The organism is Pseudoxanthomonas winnipegensis, from assembly GCF_030322905.1.
Classification (GTDB): domain Bacteria; phylum Pseudomonadota; class Gammaproteobacteria; order Xanthomonadales; family Xanthomonadaceae; genus Pseudoxanthomonas_A; species Pseudoxanthomonas_A winnipegensis.
Map to the genome: position 1 here is coordinate 2,281,789 of NZ_CP095475.1, position 18,478 is coordinate 2,300,266.

The following is an 18,478-nucleotide window of genomic DNA, read 5'->3' on the forward strand; positions in this document are numbered from 1 at the left end:
TTACTTTAACCCGCCGACCTGCTCAACGTGTACAGGGAACGTGAATAGCTGCCTCTAAATCCTTTGACCATAGTCAAGGGTTTGTCCCGACAAACAAGCGTTGGCCACATCAGGCTGTCTCTTGTTCGTTGAATGCAATGCCACTCGATACCGGGCGTTCAATCAACCGCGCAATAGCCAATCCCGCGAGCGCACCGACGAATTGTGAGGCCACGAACAAGCCCACATCTTCAGGCCGGATTCCCGCAAACGTCTGCGTCAACGAGCGCGCCAACGTCACCGCAGGGTTCGCGAACGACGTGCTGGCGGTAAACCAGTAGGCGGCGAAGATGTAGCTGGCGACCAGCGCCGGGATCGCGGCGGGACGGTGACGGATTCCCAGCAGGATCGTCAGCACCAGACCGAAGGTGGCGACCGTCTCGCTCAGCCACTGTGCTTGGCCGGTGCGCGCATGGGTGCCCGGCTGCAGCAGTGGCAGATCGAACATCGCATGGGCCAGCATCACCCCGGCGATAGCCGCGAGCACTTGCACGCCGATGTAGGCAGCCGCATCGCGTGTCCCAAGTTCGCCGCGCAAGCGCATCACCAAGGTGACCGCGGGATTGAAATGGGCACCAGAGATCGGCCCCAACACGGCGATGAGCACGTACAACACGCCCGCAGTCGCACCGGCATTGGCCAGCAGCGCGATCGCATCATTCCCCTGGGACAGGTTGACGCCCATGATGCCGGAGCCCACCACGCACGCGAGCAGCAGCGAGGTGCCGAGAAACTCGGCCAACAGTTTCTTGCGCAGCGCCATCAGAGTTCCGCCAGCAGCGTCTTGACGCGTTCGGCGATCTCGTTGCGCACGGCCCGGTACCCGTCGTCATCGAAGTGCTTCGGATCGGGCAAGGCCCAGTCCTCGCGCCGCTTGGCAGGCACCCAGGGACAGTTGTCGCCACAGCCCATGGTGATCACCGCATCGAATGCACCGTCGATCTCGTCCAGCGACTTCGACGCGTGCGTCGACAAGTCATAGCCCAATTCGGCCATGAAGCGGACGGCTTTCGGGTTGATCTGACCGGAAGGCTTGGAGCCAGCGCTCAATACCTCGACCTGATCGCCGCCGTAGAGGTGTGCGAAGGCTTCGGCCATCTGGCTGCGGTTGGAATTCTCGACGCAGACGAATAGAACCCGTTTCATGGGATCAGACTTCCTTTCCGATCAGGCGCAGTTCCTGCTCGCGCGCCAGGTGGTCGAGCTTTTCCACCGGCAACGCCAGCAACAGCTCGACCCGACGACGCAAGGTGAGCCACGCATCCTTGAACCCCTTCGATTCGGCGGGGTTCTTCGCCGGATCCGGTACGCCCCAGTGCGCGACGGCGGGACGGCCTGCCCATACGGGACAGGTCTCGCCGGCGGCGTTGTCGCACACCGTGATGATGAAATCCATCTTCGGTGCGCCAGGACCGACAAATTCGTCCCAGCTTTTGGGTCGAAGGCGGGAGGCATCCTGACCTAGCTCGCTGATGATTTGAGCGGCGAGCGGCTGCACCGTTGCGGCGGGATGGCTGCCGGCGCTGTACGCATGGAAACGACCTTTGCTCATGTGATTGAGCAAGGCTTCCGCAATCTGGCTGCGCGCCGAATTGCCGGTGCACAGGAACAGGGCGTTGAATGTCTGTGATGCAGTCATGGCGGGGTTCCAAGGGCAGAGATCAGCAGCAACCGGATTGCGGCGCGCAGCAAGACGAGACCTGTTCGGGTCGCGGCTGCATGGACTGCACATTGGGGCTGCAGGCGGCGCCATCGGTCGCGCACGGCGCATCCCCGGCGTAATAGGTGGTTGCCTCGCCTACCGTGCGGAAGGTCTCCCAGCGCGTGCCTTGAGGGTCTTCGGTCCACAGCTTGTCCGACTGTGCGTAACAGCAGATCGTCGCTTCCTCCGGCACCACGGCGCCGCCCGCGGCGTCCAGGCGTTCACCGATGGCCGACAGCGCTTCGGGGCTCTCCACCTGGAAGCCAAGATGGTCGATGCCCGGCGTGCGGCCAGTGTTGGAAATTGCGAAATTCACTCGCGGATCCTCGAGCATCCATTTGGCGTAGTCGGTCTTGAGGATGGTGGGTTGTGCGGCAAACAGCTCCGAATAGAAGCGCACGCTGGCAGCAAGATCGGACACGTTCAGATGGACATGGAAGCGGTTCATGCGCGGGTTCCTGTTTTCTCGGGGGTGCACACGGCGACCGGCTCGCAACTCGCGGCGCCGGCGCAGCAGTTCTCGGTGAGATAGGCGAGCAAGGTGTTCATCTGCAGGTAGTTGGCGCGCACGCGAATGACCCTGCCCTCGCGCTGGTCGTGGACGAGCGCGGCGGCCCGCAGCACATTGAGGTGCGCGGTCAGCGTGGCGGCGGGGGTGTCCAAGCGCTCGCGAAGCTCACCCACGGCCAGCCCGTCGGGGCCGGCCTGAATCAAGGCGCGGAACGCGGCCAAACGTGTTTCGTGGCTCAAGGCATTGAGGGCGGAGACAGCCGATTCACTCTTCATATTTCTATATTTCCGGAAATATAGAAATATGTCAATACGCTCCACTGAAGCCTATGCGGCCTAAGTCGTTGGTATAGATGCGGCTGATCCCTCGGGCGGAACCGCCCTACTCGGCCTTACGTGACCGCTTCGCCGGCGATGCCGTTTCAGCCAGCTTGAGCATATCCTTCTTCTGGCGAAGCGTCAGGTCGTTCCAGCGCAGTAGCAATTCGGCCAGCACGTCGTCGTCGGTGTAAAGGAATGCGGGCGGAATGCCCAGCACTTCAGCAAGCCGCTTTGCAGTCTTGAGCTGGGGCTCGTGCTTGCCGCGTTCGTACTGGTTGATGCGTGGAGAGGCCACAGTCGGGTCCAAGTCCGCCAATACACCAAGCTGGCGCTGTGACAGGCCGGCGCGTTTCCGTGCCTGGGCCAGCCTAAGTGCGAATACCGGATGTTGTGTCGTCCGCGCCACCACCGCCTCCCCTAAGAAGGCCTTAAGGATGGCGGAGTGACCGATTCCTGAATACTAAGTTATCCTTAGCAGCCTCACAATGGCTTCCGCCTACGCGCATGGCATCACCCGCTCCCGCTACAGTCGATGAGCTCGGGCTGCAGGGCTGCCTTTATCTTTGGGCGCTCTTGACCGGTCAGACGCGCCGGCTGCCGATCGCTCCGACCAAGCGCATGTCGCTTGTAGTGATGGCGTTGCTGCAAGACCATGGCGTGATCGAAGTGCCGTGGCCGGAGACGCGCTGGGAGTTCAAGCCGGACGCACAGATCACACCGATTGAAGGACTGCAGTGGCGTTTGGCGTGGACGGTCTATGAACCCTGGCGTCTGTTGGAAGCCCTGGATGACTACTTCGACACGCTGGAGCAGACCGATTTCACAGTCGCGATAGGCGTGCGTCTGTGGTCGGACTTGGCCCCGGCTGAAGCGGAACGGTACTTCGAGCAGCAACTGGTGAAGCATCGATTCGCCGCCGATTGGGCCCAGGATCTGGCCTTCGCCTATCGCGAAGGTCCCGGAGCACAACTGACCATTGCCCAATGGCGCTACTGCGGGTGGGCCGCGGTCCGTCGTGGCGCCTCCGTGGCGATGCAAAACGGTCCGCAAGCCGATGGATTGCGGGACAGCATCTACCAGGAACTCAAGCGCCGTGCCGCGGCCGTGGCCAGTGGCGTCTGGCCCAACTGTTCGTTCTCGCCAACCAATCCACTTCCAGAAAGCGGTTTAGGACGGGCCATTGTTCGATGGGCGAGTGGCCTTGGCGCGCTCTATTGGACAAGCAGCCCAAGTGAGGAAATATTGCTCTGTCATGCACGTGCCAAGGCACAACGGCTAAGCGCTTTCTGAACCTTCAGACAGGGCGTCAGGCTGCAACTCCTAAGTCAACCGCCGTGCAATGGGATCTTGCATAATCACTGCGCGCACATTCTGCTCGCACGCCAATCGAACGTCTTCTTCGGATTGCCATCCGCTGATTTCGTCTTGCACGTCATCGGGTGCCCTACCCATCGCGCAATACATGGCTCGGTCATACTCACTGCGCAATTAACGCAAATCAATACCCCGAATGACCAGTTGCAGTCGGGTGTTGCCGCGATAACTTTGCGCGTCCAGACAGTAAGCAAACCTCGCGGTGACGCCAACGCCTACAGGAGGGACTCCATCCTTGTTGGCTCCGAACCAGACCGCATCCATAGTAGTTGCGCTATTTGAGAGCCGCAGCTTCAAATGGGTTCCGTCGCCAATTAGGCGCATATCGCTCACACGCCACGTGCCCATGAATACTGGTTGCTCGAATTCTCGACCATAGGGCTCTAGTGCCGACAACTCTCGCACCTGATCCAGGCAAGGCGTTTCGAGCAACCCATCGACCAGCAAATGCGGTGAGGGCTTTTCCTCGCCATAGGCCTCCTTAACGCATGTATCCCATGCATCAGCCAAGGCAGGAATATCACTTCGCTTCACCTTAAGCCCACCGGCACCACGATGCCCGCCAGCGCTCAACAACAGACCAGGCCAACGCTGCTTGATGAGGGTCAAAGTCTGCAGAACATTAACGTATGGCGTTGTTCGTATTGAGCCGGTGGCAATGCTCTCGTCACCGGCAAGCGGCGACAAGCATATTGTTGGCACTCCAAACCCTTCCACTATTCGAGTCGCCGTAATGCCATGCACGCCGGCATGCGACCGTTCCCCCAGCCATAGACATAGCCCAAGCCGCCCATCACGGATTTCGGCTTTAGCCAAAGGCTCCGCAATGCAGCGCAGTGTCGCTTCAATCTCCTTCCGCTCGCGATTGTTGGCATCAAGCTCTTGGAGGAAGTTGAATGCCTCTTCCTCGGTGGAGGCACACAGGAACTCCACGCCCAACATGGCATCTGTGAGGCGGCCTCTCGCATTTATGCGTGTCGCGATCTGGAATGCGATATCGGCGGCCGTCCAATCTCCATCCTTATTGAGCAAGCGACGCATGGCCTTCCAGCAAGGTCGCGGCTTCGAATTCATCAAGCGGAGTCCGCGCTGCACAATCATGCGATTGTTTAGCGAGTACGCAAGAGACGATGCATCCGCAATGGTTCCAACCGCACAATAATCCAGAAGATCGGAGACGCGTGGCGAGTCCGAAGCCAAGGATCCACGATCAATTAGCAGCTCACGGGTTGCCGCCATGACCAGCAATGCAGTGTGGCAACCCGCTATCGCCTTGTCGGGAAATTTGCTATCACGCCGCACCGGGTTCACCACTGCATGGGCTGATCGCGGCGGCCCTTCTTCGGGAATGCCGTGATGATCCGTCACTACAACGGAATGGCCTGCAGCGACTAGCCGGGAGATTCGCGCCTCATCGGTACTTCCCTGATCCGCCGTAACAATGCATGTGTTTGGTGGAAGCTGTGGAAGCATACGGTCGACGAGTGCATCGCTGACGCCATACCCCTCGCTCATCCTATGCGAGAGAAAACTGAAAAGACTGCCTATTGGATACCCCATCGTAATCAACGCGTGCTTGAGAATCGCGTGGGATGTGGCGCCATCCGCGTCGTGGTCAGTCACCAGCGCAATTGGTGTGTGCGCAGAGATTGCGTCAGCGAGATGCCTGGAGGCCTTATCGATGTCGGGCAATGCGTGCGGCCCATCAATCTCGTTAGACGCTGGGGTAATTAAGGAGCGAAGCTGCGAAGCGGGAACCCCGTGCAATCGGCCTGATATCACCCGCGCCTGTAATGGCGTATAGCCGAGGCTTATGGCCTGTTCCTCCACAAGCCCGTCGCGCGGGCGCTCCTTAAGCGTTATGTCCATGCTATCCGTCATCGTCCAGGCTTTCCTACAACAGGCTTGATTGGGAAGACATTGCTGCTCTTCTTCCGGCCCTTGACTGCAGAAATATCACCCCCACAGAACAGGCAAGCTGAAGCCTCTTTGCACTCCTCTACCAGAATTTGTGTTAGCAAAGGAGTGATGTCTGCGGAGCTATGATGAAATCGCCTATAAATTTCTACATGATGCTGTCGAAGCGCCAGAACTTGACGCTGAGCCACGGCGAGTTCTTCCTGCAGCCGTTCGTTCTGAGCGCGAAACATCGCAATCAAAGCTTCGCCAGAAGTCGACCGGCGCCCCGCTTTCATTGATTTCAGCGTTTCCGATACCACGTGTTCATAGCGCCTCAACGTCGTTCTCGATGCAGGCACCCGCGCCGAAACCTCGCTTGCGTTGAACACGTAGCCTCTACCGATCTTGGCTGCCTCATCCGCCAGCTCATGGATCACCGCGCGAATACGATCTGACAATTCTTCACCACGAAGCTGTTTTCTCATTGCGAAGTCGCCTCGACCCCGAGCCCCATCTGTTCCAGCTTGAGGGTGGTGTTACTGAATATGCGCAAGTAGTGACTGAACATGGGAGACTGTGAAGGAATAACCTTTAATGCGACCTGCGCCTCGTTACGAAGACGCCTGATCTCAGCGACATGTCCGAAATTGTTGCGGTCCACAATCAAATGCTCGCAAGCACCACTGTTTTCTTCGGTATCCCCACCGCATGTGAAGCAGCTGAGATAGTGCGGGCACGGGCTCATTGCCCAATTCAAGGTGCATAGACCATGCGGCATGATGTTTATCATGCGTAATGCACCCGCTAGATATTCCTCCGCTTGCTCTCTTGAGATATCCGCAAGACGCGAATAAGTGTCGCTGATCTCGCCGACGATGACCCCGTCCCGCACTGCATTTCTTAGGCGCTCCGCTCGTTCCTCGCTCGACGTTTGGTCATATGTAGCATTCTGTCCAACGTCCTTGCGACCAAAGATCAATGCAATCTGCTGCTGGCTGAGGCCACCTCGCTGATACTGGGTGTTGAGCCAGTGCCGCACGTCATGCCAAGTAAACTTGGCAATCTCGCCTGTTCTTGGATCCACAATCCCGAATCGCTGGAAGACGCTCGTCTTTGTCTTCCCATCGTTGCGATTTAGCCACCTCGCCAGATCGGTAGTGGTGACCGCCAGGAAATCGTCGGCGCGAGAATCTCCACCCCGGCCGCGCTTCCGAAGCAGCAACGCTTCATGAGCTTCCAGGCAGGACTCACCCTCTGGACCTCTGATGAGCGCGAATGATCGTCTGAATTGGGTCTCCAATTCGTCATTTCGATCCGGATTCGGGTAGGTCTCGCCTCGCAACTGCATTTCTTTGGCGTCTTGAATGATCGCCCGGACAGACGGATACAATTTGTTCGTTGTGGTTCGCATGCGCAGCTTGAATTGATTCTCGTTGATGAGTCGAGGATCGAAATTCCAACTGCGTATCTCCTTCCCCTTGCAGGTCAGTGTCCGGAGTTCACCCGCGCGGGCGGCTTTCTGCTCGGCCAGCATCCTTTCCAAGCTCATGTCGGACACACCCAGTCTGCGACGTACTTCAGACTTGTTACCGCCGCACTCTTCTAACGTTCCGATCGCATCGATTAGCTTCTTTTTGAACTTATGCCAAACCGCATCAGGATTGATAAGACGATTGGCTGGATTTGCGGTCCATTCGTGGGCAAATTTTGATGCGAAGTAGTGTGCAGCCGTTTCGCTGGAAGAAACCTTGAACCAATCAACTGGCTCATTCTCTCGCTGTTGCGCGGCTAGCTTTCGCAAGTCCTCGGTGGAAGATTTCAATGCGGAAACAGCGGCACGGATTGCCGGCACCAGGCTCGGAGGCACGACTTTTGGAACGGGACGCCCCTTCTTCTCAGGGAAGTACAGCAACTGCAATGCGCCGTCATGCTCAACGAGGCAATTTTCCGGAAGATTAGCCAACTCGCCCACACGAAATCCGGCCCCGACATCGATAGTGAAAATCTGCAAATAGAACCGGTCGTAATCGCTTATATCTTTCCTGGAATTGACGGCAATCAGGTCGCGTATGACCTCGTCTGGCATCAATTTTTCATTCCGGCCTGCATCGTTACCCTTGCGCCCGTGCTTCGCCGGCTTCTTCATGCGGGAAACGTAGCCAAGTCTCGATCGCGTCCGCAAATTCAGCCACTTCGCAAAGGTCGCGAGCACTTTGCATAGCCCGTATGCACCAGCTGGTGCGCGATTCTTTTTGATTAGCCGCTCTGCAGCGTAGAAATCTTCGTTCTTGAGCGTGTCGAAGGGTCGCGCTCCGAGAACTTCCCCTAAGATTGCCACGACCGTTAGACGGGCTTGAGCCGAACCTTCCCCCAGATTTCGCGTCATCCGCCCATGGAGAATCCAAATTTTGCATGCGACCTTCAAGTTGACATGAACAATTTTGTCGAAGTAGAGGTATCTGCTGATGCCATTACCGGGGCGCAATACCCACGAAATTGCGTTCCACTGATCCGATTCGAATGACGCGCCAGGCGGCACCAAAGCAAGCAGATGCTCGCCCAACTCCCCAATAGAGGAATCCTCCGTATGTTCATGAAGCCAACGAGCAAGTGTGGCCGACATCTTATTTGCTCCCCTCAATGGCCGTGATCACGTCTTTGATGCCGGCATAAACCTGCTCAAAATCCTTGCCCAATTTGCTGCGCTCCTTTCCAGCTTCGGCATGGCTCCATCGTTCATGTTCTCGCTGGACATACTTCATGGAGGCGCTGTGATCGCCATTCCGCCATGCCTGAAAATGCGGACACCCCCCGTAACAAGCCCAAAACGGATGAGTGGGGCATGCCCCGTTGCTGCCGCACGAACCAACGACAGCAGGGGCGCCCGAGTGAAAATCCGGCACAAGAATCTGCTTCTCGCCTACCGCAGGCACAACCACGCCTTGAAAGAAGGCCGCATTAAGTCCGGCGAATAACCCACCTAGCGCACGATCCGCTCGTTCGATCGCAGGCAACAACTCCGAAGCCACCGCGTCTATGTAGGCCTGAGCCGATGTAGGATCATCGTGCTCGAAGATTGTCTGGATTTCGCCTCGAGGAGTCCCCTGCATGGCAAGACGCGTTCCGCCGGTATGACGAACGCGTTTTGCTCCAAAAATTAGTACCTTCCCTGTTCTTGGACTGACGATATTTCTTTCAATGCTCCAACGGCGCAGCAATCTGGTCATGGTCCCCGTAGGTACCTGCCCATGCTCATGCCATTCCATCGGGAGTTCGAGACCGTATTGCTCTTGCGAGCCGATGGTGATTTCTTTCCGATTGTTGCCACCTTGCTTTCTGCCGGGAACGACAATCAATCGGTCGAATTTTTCCTGTAGAGCCAGAAGCATTGGGCGATCGCCCAATGCCTGTATCGATTTCCCAAGCGCCTCGCTGACAGGCCACAACTCGGCAGCATCGCCCGTCTGCGCTTTGACCTTCGGAATTCTTAAGAAGTACTGCCAACGATGTCCCTTGAAGATGACCAGGGCATCTTTGCGCATACCTAGCAGTTGCAGAGGACGCTTGTAGGTCTCGAACAGAATCCAGCCAAAGATCCGGACGATATATTCAACATCAGACTCGTCGTCACCTATAGGGCAAGCCAATGCGCGTCGAGCCAATTCCGACTCACCCGATGTATACGCCCCTGTTTCGGCATTCCAGGTCAGTACGTCCTGCATGCCCGCCGGCTGCGGCCACGCGATCCATTCGTCCATTTCGAGTGCTATGGCTGGACTCGCACCCGCTATTGATCGCTGAGCCATCTCCCTATAGAAGATTCGAAGCATTGTCCGGGCTTCGTTTGAAAGCAGCACCCACATCGCTGCCCATTCCTTGATGGACAGAGCGCCAAGCCCGCCAGAAAGCTCTATCCCGAGACTGCTCGCCGCCTTTGCAAGGCCATGTAACATCCTATGCACATGCTGCGCCCATGACGCCGATTTGGTTCGCAGATGCTCTAACGCAAGAACTTGCAAGGGCCTAATAACAGCGTTAGTAAGTCCCTCCTGCTGCCAATCCAACTTCCTCGCCAAGCCACCCAGGCTAAACCGCCAGACATCGTCAGTTACGTCGATAAACACTGGGGCGTCTGGATTAAATTCATTGCGGATGAATTTTCGCCCATCTGACTCTTCCCACAAGCCGGTTTCATGGTTTTGCATCATTGCAGCGCCGTCCACGACCAATTCTCGTTTTCAGACCGCATCACGCCCCTCGCGCGATCGGCTCGAGCGCGCCGCGAATAGATCTCAAGACTCTTTTCGCTCTCCCACCCGCCCCAGTACACGAGATCCTGCAGTTCCTGATTGGTCTTGGCACGCAGGTACATTCGGTTGAAGAAGGCATGTCGCGCCAGATGCCAGTGGAAATTGATGCCCGTTGCCTCCTTGATCGCGGACGCCACATCGTTCGCTGTACTGATAGAAAGCGGATTACCGTTCGTTGCGACGATCAGGAATGGATGCGGAAGAACCCACCGATAAACCTGGCGGCCATGCTCCTTGACCGAGGCGCGACGAAAGCGAGTCGTGTATTGGGCAATTAGGTGCGGAAACCTTGTCTCCTTCCATAGAAAGCGAAGGTCACGACTCAGGGTTTTTGGCCTTGGCGCATGCGCCCCTCTCGGGTCAATCACTCCGTCGTCACGCTCTTCGATTCTGACGACACTAATGTAGTTGCGACCCAGCGCCGGACAGTCCTGAAGCCTGAGACTTAGCACCTCGCCGAGTCGCAAGCCGAACTCAATCGTCAATCTCCATAGAAGATAGTCCCGCCATGCAATATCTTGGCCGACCTGCCTACTTCTGTTTTCAGGCAATAGGAATTCTTCGATCCGCGCCAGTTCCTCGTCCGTCAGATCTGGCGCCACTCTCTTCTTCCGCGTCTTGATCCTTACCCTTGCCCATTCGCGACCTTGCGAGTTTGCGAGAAGTTCGATTTGCAGAACGCGCTCTGCGACAGCTGAAGTTGACGTTGCATATTGAGTTATGAAATGGACGAAGGTTTGTCGGCAGAAGTGCAACGTCTGGTTATGCGTGGTTCTCGATTCGGGCGTGAGCTTTACTTTTTCCCCCTCGCCTAACCGTGTGCGCAACCAAGCAGAAAAAGCGGAGATCTGTGACGGCGCAAGTCCTTCTCCACTCAGAAGTCGCGTGTCCAAATCGATCCCGCGCTCGTCAGCCCAGGAGTACAAGGTTGCGATCCCGTATAGCGATCCTGACCTTGTCTTCTGCGAGTCGCTCTTTTGGGCGAGATGCGTTTCATAGATGGACGAAGCGATAGGCACTCGACCGGATTCCCGATGCGTCAGAACGTATCGGCTGGCTGCGTCCTGGTCCAAGAACGAAATCACCTTGTATGCCAAGCTGGCTCTGTCTGACTTCAAGTGGACACCTATACGATTGATGTCATTGACTCTAATAGGATTTATAATGAGTCCAATAATGACCGCGCCTATGACGTTAACGAAAGTTGCATAGAAGAGCAACCAGCTAGGATTCCCTTTCTGAAATTGGTGGGCAAAGCCCGATCTAGGGCAGACCTTGGAGCCTTGACCTCAGATGAAAGTGTCCAGACCCACCCCCACCTAAGTCGGCGATGGTGCCGACGGCGACCAGGTCGAGCAGTGCAGTCAGATCGGGCCGGCTTTTCTGAGGAACGCGGCCATGGAGGTGCGCCGTCTGATGCTCGCGATCAGCGCCTGCCCTCGACTCGCTCGAGGGATGATCGCCATAAAGCCTGCGGCGCAGCGCCAGCAGCACGTAGAACATCACCCCGACCCCGGCCAGGGCCTTGCTGGGGAAGCCGTCGCCGGCCAGGTTGGGATTGACGATGGCGTGCGCGGGCGGCAGCGCGGCGCCGGGCAGATGGTGGTCGGTGACCAGCACCTGCCAGCCCAGGGCGCGCGCCTGCGCGATGCCGGCATGGCAGGCGATGCCGTGGTCGACGGTGACGAGCAGGTCGGGCTTGAGCGCGGCCAGCTCGGACACCAGCGAGGGCGAGAGACCGTAGCCGTGGGTCACGCGGTTGGGCACCGCGGGGGTGACGTGGCGCGCGCCGAGCAGGATCAGCCCGCGCACGGCGACCGCGCAGGCGGTGGCGCCATCGCAGTCGAAGTCGCCGACCACGACGATGTGCCGGTCCTGCGCGATGGCCTCGGCCAGCAGCGCCACTGCCGCGTCCATGCCGCCGAGCAGCTCCGGTGGATGCAGCTGGGCCAGGCGCGGGCGCGCCTGGGCTTCGGCCAGGGCACCGCGCCCGGCGTAGATCCGCTGCAGCAGCGGCGGCACGGCGTCCGACCACGGGCCGCCGGCGGCGACGCTGCGCCGGGTGATGCGGGTGGCCGGCCTCATGCGTCCAGGCGTGTCAGCGCGCGGCGCAGCAAACGCCAGCGCTGGCCGACGGTGAGCGTGAAACGCGCGCCGTCCTGGAAGTCCAGCACCACGCGCGCCAACTCGCCGCGGCGCAGCTCGGCCAACAGCGGCGCCAGCACCTGGTCGGTGAACATCGCCGGCGACCTGAGATGGCGCAGGTCGACCAGCGCGTCGACGCCCTGTTCGAGGGCATCGGAGGTGCCGGCCTGTCCCGCCAGCGCCAGCAGCAGCTCGTCGCGGCTGCGCACCTGCCGATACGGCGTGGTGACCGCCTGCGGCAGCACGCCGGGGCCCCAGAACCACAGCGCGTTGACCGCCGGCTTGCCCTGCGCGGCGCGCTGGGCGTTCCAGGGGTGCTGGTGCAGCAGCACCTGGGCTTCGGTGAACAGCGCGCGCCAGCGGCGCCCGGCATCGCCATGCGGCAGATGGCCGAACAGGTCGTCGCCCAGCACCTGCTCGGGCGCGGCGAATTCGGGCAGTGGCGTGTCGCTCAGCAGGCGCAGATACCAGCGCGCGGGCGTCGGCGCGTCCAGCAGGAAGCCGGCGGCGCCGAACAGCGGCTTGAGCGCCGGCAGCAGCGCATCGACGTCGCCCTGTTCCAGGCCCAGCGCGGGTCCATGCGCGAGCAGGCGCGCGCCGGTCATGTCCGGCGCGAGAAAGGCGGGGTCGGCGCGCAGCCAGCGCGCCTGGGCGGCGTCGCCGGCGTCGAGCTGCCGGGTCAGCGCCGCGACCGGCCAGTGATCGGGGACCAGTTGGAAATGGCGCCGCAGCTGGGCGCGTTCGCCCGCCTCGCCCTGGTCGCGGTCGGCGCGCGCCAGGGCCTTGCCGGCCTGGGGCGGCAGCTCGCCGGCGAGCTGGGCACGCGCCGGCAGCAGCAAGGTCGCGGACGCCATGCTAGTGCGACGGACCAAGGGCGAGGCGCACGTGACGCATCGAGCGAAGACGCGCGGCGTGCTTCAGCGCTCGACCGAAGCCGCGCCGCGCGATCACGCCATCGCACCGCAGGCGGTCAACGCCGCGCATCGGAACGCCCACGCGCTCAGGCGCCGTAGGAGACGCTGACGATCTCGTACTCGTGCTCGCCCGCGGGCGCCTGGATGGTGACGCTGTCGCCCTCGTTCTTGCCGATCAGCGCACGCGCGATCGGCGAGGAGATGGCGATCAGCGACTGCTTGATGTCCGCCTCCAGGTCACCCACGATCTGGTACTTCTTCTCCTCGTCGGTATCGACGTCGGCCAGCACCACGGTGGCGCCGAACACCACGCGCGTCCCGGCGTTGAGCGCGGCCACGTCGATCACCTCGGCGGTGGACAGCTCGCTCTCCAGCTGGTTGATGCGGCCTTCGATGAAGCCCTGCTGCTCGCGGGCGGCGTGGTACTCGGCGTTTTCCTTCAGGTCGCCGTGCGCACGCGCCTCGGCGATGGCGGCGATCACTTCCGGACGCTTGACCGACTTGAGGTGGTCGAGCTCGTCACGCAGGCGCTGGGCGCCCTGCTTGGTGATGGGGGCTCTCATGCTTGCAACTCCTTGTGCAGCTCCTGCAGCGCCAGCACGGGGCCGGTGCCGCGGAACTCCAGCGAATTCACCAGCGCGCGCGCGCCGGCGATGGTGGTCGAATACGTGAGGCGCTGCTGCAGCGCCTCACGACGGATGGAGAACGAGTCGGAGATCGCGCGACGGCCCTCGGTCGTGTTGACGATGTAGACGATTTCGCCATTCTTGATCAGGTCCACGATATGCGGGCGGCCGTCGGTGACCTTGTTGACCTGCGCGCATTCGAAGCCGTGCGCGCGCAGCCATTGTGCCGTACCGACCGTGGCCACCAGCGTGAATCCACGTTCGACCAGCGCCTGCGCCACCGGCAGCACGCGCTGCTTGTCCGGGTCGCGCACCGAGACGAAGGCCTTGCCCGGCTGCGGGGCCTTGATGCCGCCGGCCTCCTGCGCGCGCGCCATCGCCGCGCCGAAGCTGCGGCCCACGCCCATCACCTCGCCGGTCGAACGCATCTCCGGCCCCAGGATCGGATCGACGCCCTGGAACTTGGCGAACGGGAAGATCGCCTCCTTCACCGAGTAGTAGTCCGGCACGACCTCGACCGTGGCGCCCTGCTCGGCCAGCGTCTTGCCGGCCATGCAGCGCGCCGCGATCTTGGCCAGCGCCACACCGGTGGCCTTGGACACGAACGGCACCGTGCGCGAGGCGCGCGGATTGACTTCCAGCAGGTAGACCACGTCCTGGCCGTCGTCGCCGGTCTGGATGGCGAACTGGGTGTTCATCAGGCCGACCACGTTCAGGGCCTTGGCCAGCTCCACCACCTGGCGGCGCAGCTCGGCCTGGGTCTGGGCGGAGAGCGAGTACGGCGGCAGCGAGCACGAGGAGTCGCCCGAGTGCACGCCGGCTTCCTCGATGTGCTCCATCACGCCGCCGATCAGGACCTCACCATCCTGGTCGGCGATGATGTCCACATCGCACTCGACCGCGTTGTCCAGGAAGCGGTCCAGCAGCACCGGCGAATCGTTGGACACCTTGACCGCATCGCGCACGTAGCGCGCCAGGTCCGACTCGCCATAGACGATTTCCATGGCGCGGCCGCCGAGCACGTAGCTCGGACGCACCACCAGCGGATAGCCGATCTCGCGCGCCAGCAGCAGCGCTTCCTGGTCGTTGCGGGCGATGCGGTTGGGCGGCTGCTTCAGGCCGAGCTTGTCGACCAGCTGCTGGAAGCGCTCGCGGTCCTCGGCCAGGTCGATCGAATCGGGCGAGGTGCCGATCACCGGCACGCCGTTGGCTTCCAGCGCACGCGCCAGCTTCAGCGGGGTCTGGCCGCCGTACTGGACGATCACGCCCTTGGGCTGCTCCAGCTCGACGATGGCCAGCACGTCTTCCAGCGTCAGCGGCTCGAAGTACAGGCGGTCGGAGGTGTCGTAGTCGGTCGAGACGGTCTCCGGGTTGCAGTTGACCATGATGGTCTCGAACCCGTCCTCGCGCAGCGCCAGCGCCGCATGCACGCAGCAGTAGTCGAACTCGATGCCCTGGCCGATGCGGTTGGGGCCGCCGCCGAGGATCATAATCTTGTCGCGCTGGGTCGGCTGGGCCTCGCACTCGTCCTCGTAGGTCGAGTACAGGTAGGCGGTGCTGGTGGCGAACTCGGCCGCGCACGAGTCCACGCGCTTGTACACCGGCTTGACGCCCAGCGCCTTGCGCAGCACGCGCACGGCGCCCTCGTCTGTGCCGGCCAGCTGGGCCAGGCGCGCATCGGAGAAGCCGGCGCGCTTGAGCTTGCGCATGCGCGCCTTGTCCAGCGAGCCCAGGCCTTCGGCGGCCACGCGCTGCTCCTCGGCGATGATCTCCTCGATCTGGTCCAGGAACCACGGATCGATGAAGGACAGCGCGTAGATCTCCTCCACGCTCATGCCGGCGCGGAACGCATCGCCCACGTAGAACAGACGCTCCGGGCCGGGGGCCTTGAGCTCCCGGCGCAGCGTGGCCAGGTCGTCCTCGCTGCTCAGGTCCAGGCCGGTGGGGTCGAAGCCGACCTTGCCGGTCTCCAGGCCGCGCAGCGCCTTCTGCACCGATTCCTGGAAGGTGCGACCCATGGCCATCACCTCGCCCACCGACTTCATCTGCGTGGTCAGGCGCGCATCGGCCTGCGGGAACTTCTCGAAGGCAAAGCGCGGGATCTTGGTGACCACATAGTCGATCGAGGGCTCGAACGAGGCCGGGGTCAGGCCGCCGGTGATCTCGTTCTTCAGCTCATCCAGCGTATAGCCCACCGCCAGCTTGGCCGCGACCTTGGCGATCGGGAAGCCGGTGGCCTTGGAGGCCAGCGCCGAGGAGCGCGACACGCGCGGGTTCATCTCGATCACCACCACCCGGCCGGTGGTCGGGCTGATGCCGAACTGCACGTTCGAGCCGCCGGTGTCCACGCCGATCTTGCGCAGCACCGCGATGGAGGCATCGCGCAGGCGCTGGTATTCCTTGTCGGTCAGGGTCTGGGCCGGGGCGACGGTGATCGAGTCGCCGGTGTGCACGCCCATCGGGTCCAGATTCTCGATCGAGCAGACGATGATGCAGTTGTCCGCGGTGTCGCGGACCACTTCCATCTCGAACTCCTTCCAGCCCAGCACCGACTCTTCCACCAGCACTTCGTGCACCGGCGAGAGTTCCAGGCCGCGCTTGATGATCTCCTCGAACTCTTCCTTGTTGTAGGCGATGCCGCCGCCGGTGCCGCCCAACGTGAAGGACGGCCGGATGATGGTCGGGTAGCCGACCTTGGCCTGGATCTCGACGGCCTGCTCGAAGCTGCGCGCCACCTCGGCCTTGGGGCATTCCAGGCCGATCTCGCCCATGGCCACGCGGAACAGCTCGCGGTCCTCGGCCATGCGGATGGCATCGCGCTTGGCGCCGATCAGCTCGACGTTGTACTTCTCCAGCACGCCGTGATCGGCCAGGTCCAGCGCGCAGTTCAGCGCGGTCTGGCCGCCCATGGTCGGCAGCAGCGCGTCGGGGCGCTCCTTGGCGATGATCTTCTCGACCGTCTGCCAGTTGATCGGCTCGATGTAGACCGCGTCGGCCATCTCCGGGTCGGTCATGATCGTGGCCGGGTTGGAGTTGACCAGCACCACGCGGTAGCCCTCGTCGCGCAGCGCCTTGCAGGCCTGTGCGCCGGAGTAGTCGAACTCGCAGGCCTGGCCGATGACGATCGGGCCGGCGCCGATGATGAGGATGGTCTTGAGGTCGGTGCGCTTTGGCATTTCGCTACTCGTGTTGGCGTCGCGCAGGCGGCGGCGACGCTGGAATCGGAAGGCATGGCCGCGGCCATGCCGACAAGGCGGTCAGATGCGCGGACTCAGCCGCGCGCCTGGGTTTCCATCAGCTCGACGAACCGGTCGAACAGCGGCGAGACGTCATGCGGGCCGGGCGAGGCTTCCGGGTGGCCCTGGAAGGAGAACGCCGGCGCATCGGTCAGCGCGATGCCCTGGTTGGTGCCGTCGAACAGCGAGCGGTGGGTCACGCGCACATTGGCCGGCACGCTGGCCTCGTCCACCGCGAAGCCGTGGTTCTGCGAGGTGATCATCACCCGGCCCGAGTCCAGGTCGATGACCGGATGGTTGGCGCCGTGGTGGCCGTGCCCCATCTTCACCGTCTTCGCCCCGGCGGCCAGCGCCAGCAGCTGATGGCCCAGGCAGATGCCGAAGGTCGGCACCTTCCTGGCGACGAATTCCTTGATCGCTTCGATGGCGTAGTCGCACGGCTCCGGATCGCCTGGGCCGTTGGACAGGAACACGCCGTCGGGATCGAGCGCCAGCACCTGCGCCGCAGGCGTCTGCGCCGGCACCACGATCACCTCGCAGCCACGTTCGGCCAGCATGCGCAGGATGTTGAGCTTGACGCCGTAATCGTAGGCCACGACCTTGAACTTGGCCGCGGCCTGGACCGGCTTGCCCGTGTCGAGGTCCAACTGGCCCTCGGTCCACGGATAGGTCTTGTCGGTGGAGACCACCTTGGCCAGGTCCATGCCCTTGAGGCCGGGGAACTTGCGCGCGGCTTCCAGCGCCTGCTCGACATCGATCTGCCCGGCCATCAGCGCGCCGTTCTGCGCGCCCTTCTCGCGCAGGATGCGCGTGAGCTTGCGGGTGTCGATGCCGGCGATGGCGACCACGCCGCGCGCGGCCAGCCAGTCCTGCAGCGAGATCTGGCTGCGCCAGTTGCTGGGACGGCGCGGCACGTCGCGCACGATCAGGCCGGCCGACCAGACCTTGGCGGCCTCGTCGTCCTGGTCGGTGCAGCCGGTGTTGCCGATATGGGGATAGGTCAGCGTGACGAGCTGACGGGCGTAGGACGGATCGGTGACGATCTCCTGATAGCCGGTCATGGCGGTGTTGAACACCACTTCGCCGACGGACAGGCCGTTCGCGCCGACCGATTCACCCTCGAATACGGTGCCGTCTTCGAGGACCAGGATTGCGGGTTGGGTCACTGCAGGTTCGCCTTGGGGATGGGAGGAACCCTGCGCCCACGTCCAACTTGCGGCTGCAAGAAACCGCGGACGCGGCGCTTCTCCGGTCCGAGGCGATGTGGGTTAACAGGCGAGTGCGAATTGTACGGACCCGGCGCCCCCCGCGCCAGCCGCTTTTTTCGCACGGTGCCCTGGCCTGACGAAATTCGCTCAAGGTTGCAGCGGGGCGAGCAACCCCCTCGCCTGCCACGCAAGGC

The 18,478-nt window shown here is 61.7% G+C and carries 16 protein-coding genes and 1 pseudogene; 1 reads left to right on the plus strand and 16 read right to left on the minus strand.

The window, feature by feature from the left end; translation table 11 throughout:
• Positions 1-109: 109 nt before the first annotated feature.
• The 6 genes from MWN52_RS10135 to MWN52_RS10160 form a co-directional block, all read right to left on the minus strand.
• On the minus strand, positions 110-802 hold the full coding sequence (locus tag MWN52_RS10135) for an aquaporin (protein WP_130518287.1): 693 nt from the start codon (positions 800-802) through the stop codon (positions 110-112).
• A complete protein-coding gene (locus MWN52_RS10140; protein ID WP_130518285.1) occupies positions 802-1,185 on the minus strand; it encodes an arsenate reductase ArsC in 384 nt (127 codons plus the stop codon). The genes MWN52_RS10135 and MWN52_RS10140 overlap by 1 nt, the downstream gene beginning before the upstream one ends.
• A 4-nt stretch (positions 1,186-1,189) precedes the next feature.
• Positions 1,190-1,678, minus strand: a complete 489-nt coding sequence (locus MWN52_RS10145) for an arsenate reductase ArsC (RefSeq protein WP_286574533.1) — start codon at positions 1,676-1,678, stop codon at positions 1,190-1,192.
• A 22-nt stretch (positions 1,679-1,700) separates the two neighbouring features.
• Positions 1,701-2,189, minus strand: a complete 489-nt coding sequence (locus MWN52_RS10150; RefSeq protein WP_130518281.1) for an ArsI/CadI family heavy metal resistance metalloenzyme — start codon at positions 2,187-2,189, stop codon at positions 1,701-1,703.
• Positions 2,186-2,527, minus strand: coding sequence for an ArsR/SmtB family transcription factor (locus MWN52_RS10155; RefSeq protein WP_130518279.1), 342 nt, complete (start codon positions 2,525-2,527; stop codon positions 2,186-2,188). Before MWN52_RS10155 ends, MWN52_RS10150 begins: the two co-directional genes overlap by 4 nt.
• A 106-nt stretch (positions 2,528-2,633) precedes the next feature.
• Positions 2,634-2,978 (minus strand): helix-turn-helix domain-containing protein, encoded by a 345-nt coding sequence (locus MWN52_RS10160; RefSeq protein WP_425478192.1) that lies wholly within the window; start codon positions 2,976-2,978, stop codon positions 2,634-2,636.
• Positions 2,979-3,076: 98 nt separating this feature from the next.
• Between MWN52_RS10160 and MWN52_RS10165 the strand changes: the two genes are divergently transcribed.
• A complete protein-coding gene (locus MWN52_RS10165) occupies positions 3,077-3,862 on the plus strand; it encodes a hypothetical protein (RefSeq protein ID WP_286574534.1) in 786 nt (261 codons plus the stop codon).
• 198 nt (positions 3,863-4,060) lie between these two features.
• Here the strand turns inward: MWN52_RS10165 and MWN52_RS10170 are convergent, their stop codons facing one another.
• The 10 genes and pseudogenes from MWN52_RS10170 to carA form a co-directional block, all read right to left on the minus strand.
• On the minus strand, positions 4,061-5,827 hold the full coding sequence (locus MWN52_RS10170) for a single-stranded-DNA-specific exonuclease RecJ (RefSeq protein WP_130518273.1): 1,767 nt from the start codon (positions 5,825-5,827) through the stop codon (positions 4,061-4,063).
• Positions 5,824-6,330 (minus strand): hypothetical protein, encoded by a 507-nt coding sequence (locus tag MWN52_RS10175; RefSeq protein WP_130518271.1) that lies wholly within the window; start codon positions 6,328-6,330, stop codon positions 5,824-5,826. The genes MWN52_RS10170 and MWN52_RS10175 overlap by 4 nt, the downstream gene beginning before the upstream one ends.
• Positions 6,327-8,468, minus strand: a complete 2,142-nt coding sequence (locus MWN52_RS10180; protein ID WP_130518269.1) for a hypothetical protein — start codon at positions 8,466-8,468, stop codon at positions 6,327-6,329. Before MWN52_RS10180 ends, MWN52_RS10175 begins: the two co-directional genes overlap by 4 nt.
• A 1-nt stretch (position 8,469) precedes the next feature.
• Positions 8,470-10,068, minus strand: coding sequence for a hypothetical protein (locus MWN52_RS10185; RefSeq protein WP_130518267.1), 1,599 nt, complete (start codon positions 10,066-10,068; stop codon positions 8,470-8,472).
• Positions 10,050-11,252: a site-specific integrase gene (locus MWN52_RS10190; protein WP_165421926.1), complete on the minus strand. Its 1,203-nt coding sequence runs from the start codon at positions 11,250-11,252 to the stop codon at positions 10,050-10,052. The genes MWN52_RS10185 and MWN52_RS10190 overlap by 19 nt, the downstream gene beginning before the upstream one ends.
• Positions 11,253-11,475: 223 nt before the next feature.
• Positions 11,476-12,240, minus strand: a pseudogene (locus MWN52_RS10195) (DHH family phosphoesterase); the annotation flags it as partial.
• Positions 12,237-13,154 carry a phosphoglycerate mutase gene (locus MWN52_RS10200; protein ID WP_286574535.1) on the minus strand — a complete coding sequence of 306 codons (918 nt, stop codon included), beginning with the start codon at positions 13,152-13,154 and terminating at the stop codon, positions 12,237-12,239. The gene MWN52_RS10200 and the pseudogene MWN52_RS10195, both read right to left, overlap by 4 nt.
• A 146-nt stretch (positions 13,155-13,300) precedes the next feature.
• The gene (greA, locus tag MWN52_RS10205; protein WP_130518259.1) at positions 13,301-13,777 is read right to left on the minus strand and encodes a transcription elongation factor GreA; all 477 of its coding nucleotides are present in this window, start codon (positions 13,775-13,777) and stop codon (positions 13,301-13,303) included.
• On the minus strand, positions 13,774-17,016 hold the full coding sequence (carB, locus tag MWN52_RS10210) for a carbamoyl-phosphate synthase large subunit (protein WP_286574536.1): 3,243 nt from the start codon (positions 17,014-17,016) through the stop codon (positions 13,774-13,776). The genes greA and carB overlap by 4 nt, the downstream gene beginning before the upstream one ends.
• A 95-nt stretch (positions 17,017-17,111) precedes the next feature.
• A complete protein-coding gene (carA, locus tag MWN52_RS10215; RefSeq protein WP_286574537.1) occupies positions 17,112-18,242 on the minus strand; it encodes a glutamine-hydrolyzing carbamoyl-phosphate synthase small subunit in 1,131 nt (376 codons plus the stop codon).
• Between the last annotated feature and the right edge of the window lie 236 nt (positions 18,243-18,478).

Excerpts from the sequence above, each read along its gene's own strand:
- MWN52_RS10135 (WP_130518287.1), bottom strand. The coding sequence starts at position 802 with ATGGCGCTGCGCAAGAAACTGTTGGCCGAGTTTCTCGGCACCTCGCTG.
- MWN52_RS10140 (WP_130518285.1), bottom strand. The coding sequence starts at position 1,185 with ATGAAACGGGTTCTATTCGTCTGCGTCGAGAATTCCAACCGCAGCCAG.
- MWN52_RS10145 (WP_286574533.1), bottom strand. The coding sequence starts at position 1,678 with ATGACTGCATCACAGACATTCAACGCCCTGTTCCTGTGCACCGGCAAT.
- MWN52_RS10150 (WP_130518281.1), bottom strand. The coding sequence starts at position 2,189 with ATGAACCGCTTCCATGTCCATCTGAACGTGTCCGATCTTGCTGCCAGC.
- MWN52_RS10155 (WP_130518279.1), bottom strand. The coding sequence starts at position 2,527 with ATGAAGAGTGAATCGGCTGTCTCCGCCCTCAATGCCTTGAGCCACGAA.
- MWN52_RS10165 (WP_286574534.1), top strand. The coding sequence starts at position 3,077 with ATGGCATCACCCGCTCCCGCTACAGTCGATGAGCTCGGGCTGCAGGGC.
- MWN52_RS10170 (WP_130518273.1), bottom strand. The coding sequence starts at position 5,827 with ATGACGGATAGCATGGACATAACGCTTAAGGAGCGCCCGCGCGACGGG.
- MWN52_RS10175 (WP_130518271.1), bottom strand. The coding sequence starts at position 6,330 with ATGAGAAAACAGCTTCGTGGTGAAGAATTGTCAGATCGTATTCGCGCG.
- MWN52_RS10180 (WP_130518269.1), bottom strand. The coding sequence starts at position 8,468 with ATGTCGGCCACACTTGCTCGTTGGCTTCATGAACATACGGAGGATTCC.
- MWN52_RS10200 (WP_286574535.1), bottom strand. The coding sequence starts at position 13,154 with ATGGCGTCCGCGACCTTGCTGCTGCCGGCGCGTGCCCAGCTCGCCGGC.
- greA (WP_130518259.1), bottom strand. The coding sequence starts at position 13,777 with ATGAGAGCCCCCATCACCAAGCAGGGCGCCCAGCGCCTGCGTGACGAG.
- carB (WP_286574536.1), bottom strand. The coding sequence starts at position 17,016 with ATGCCAAAGCGCACCGACCTCAAGACCATCCTCATCATCGGCGCCGGC.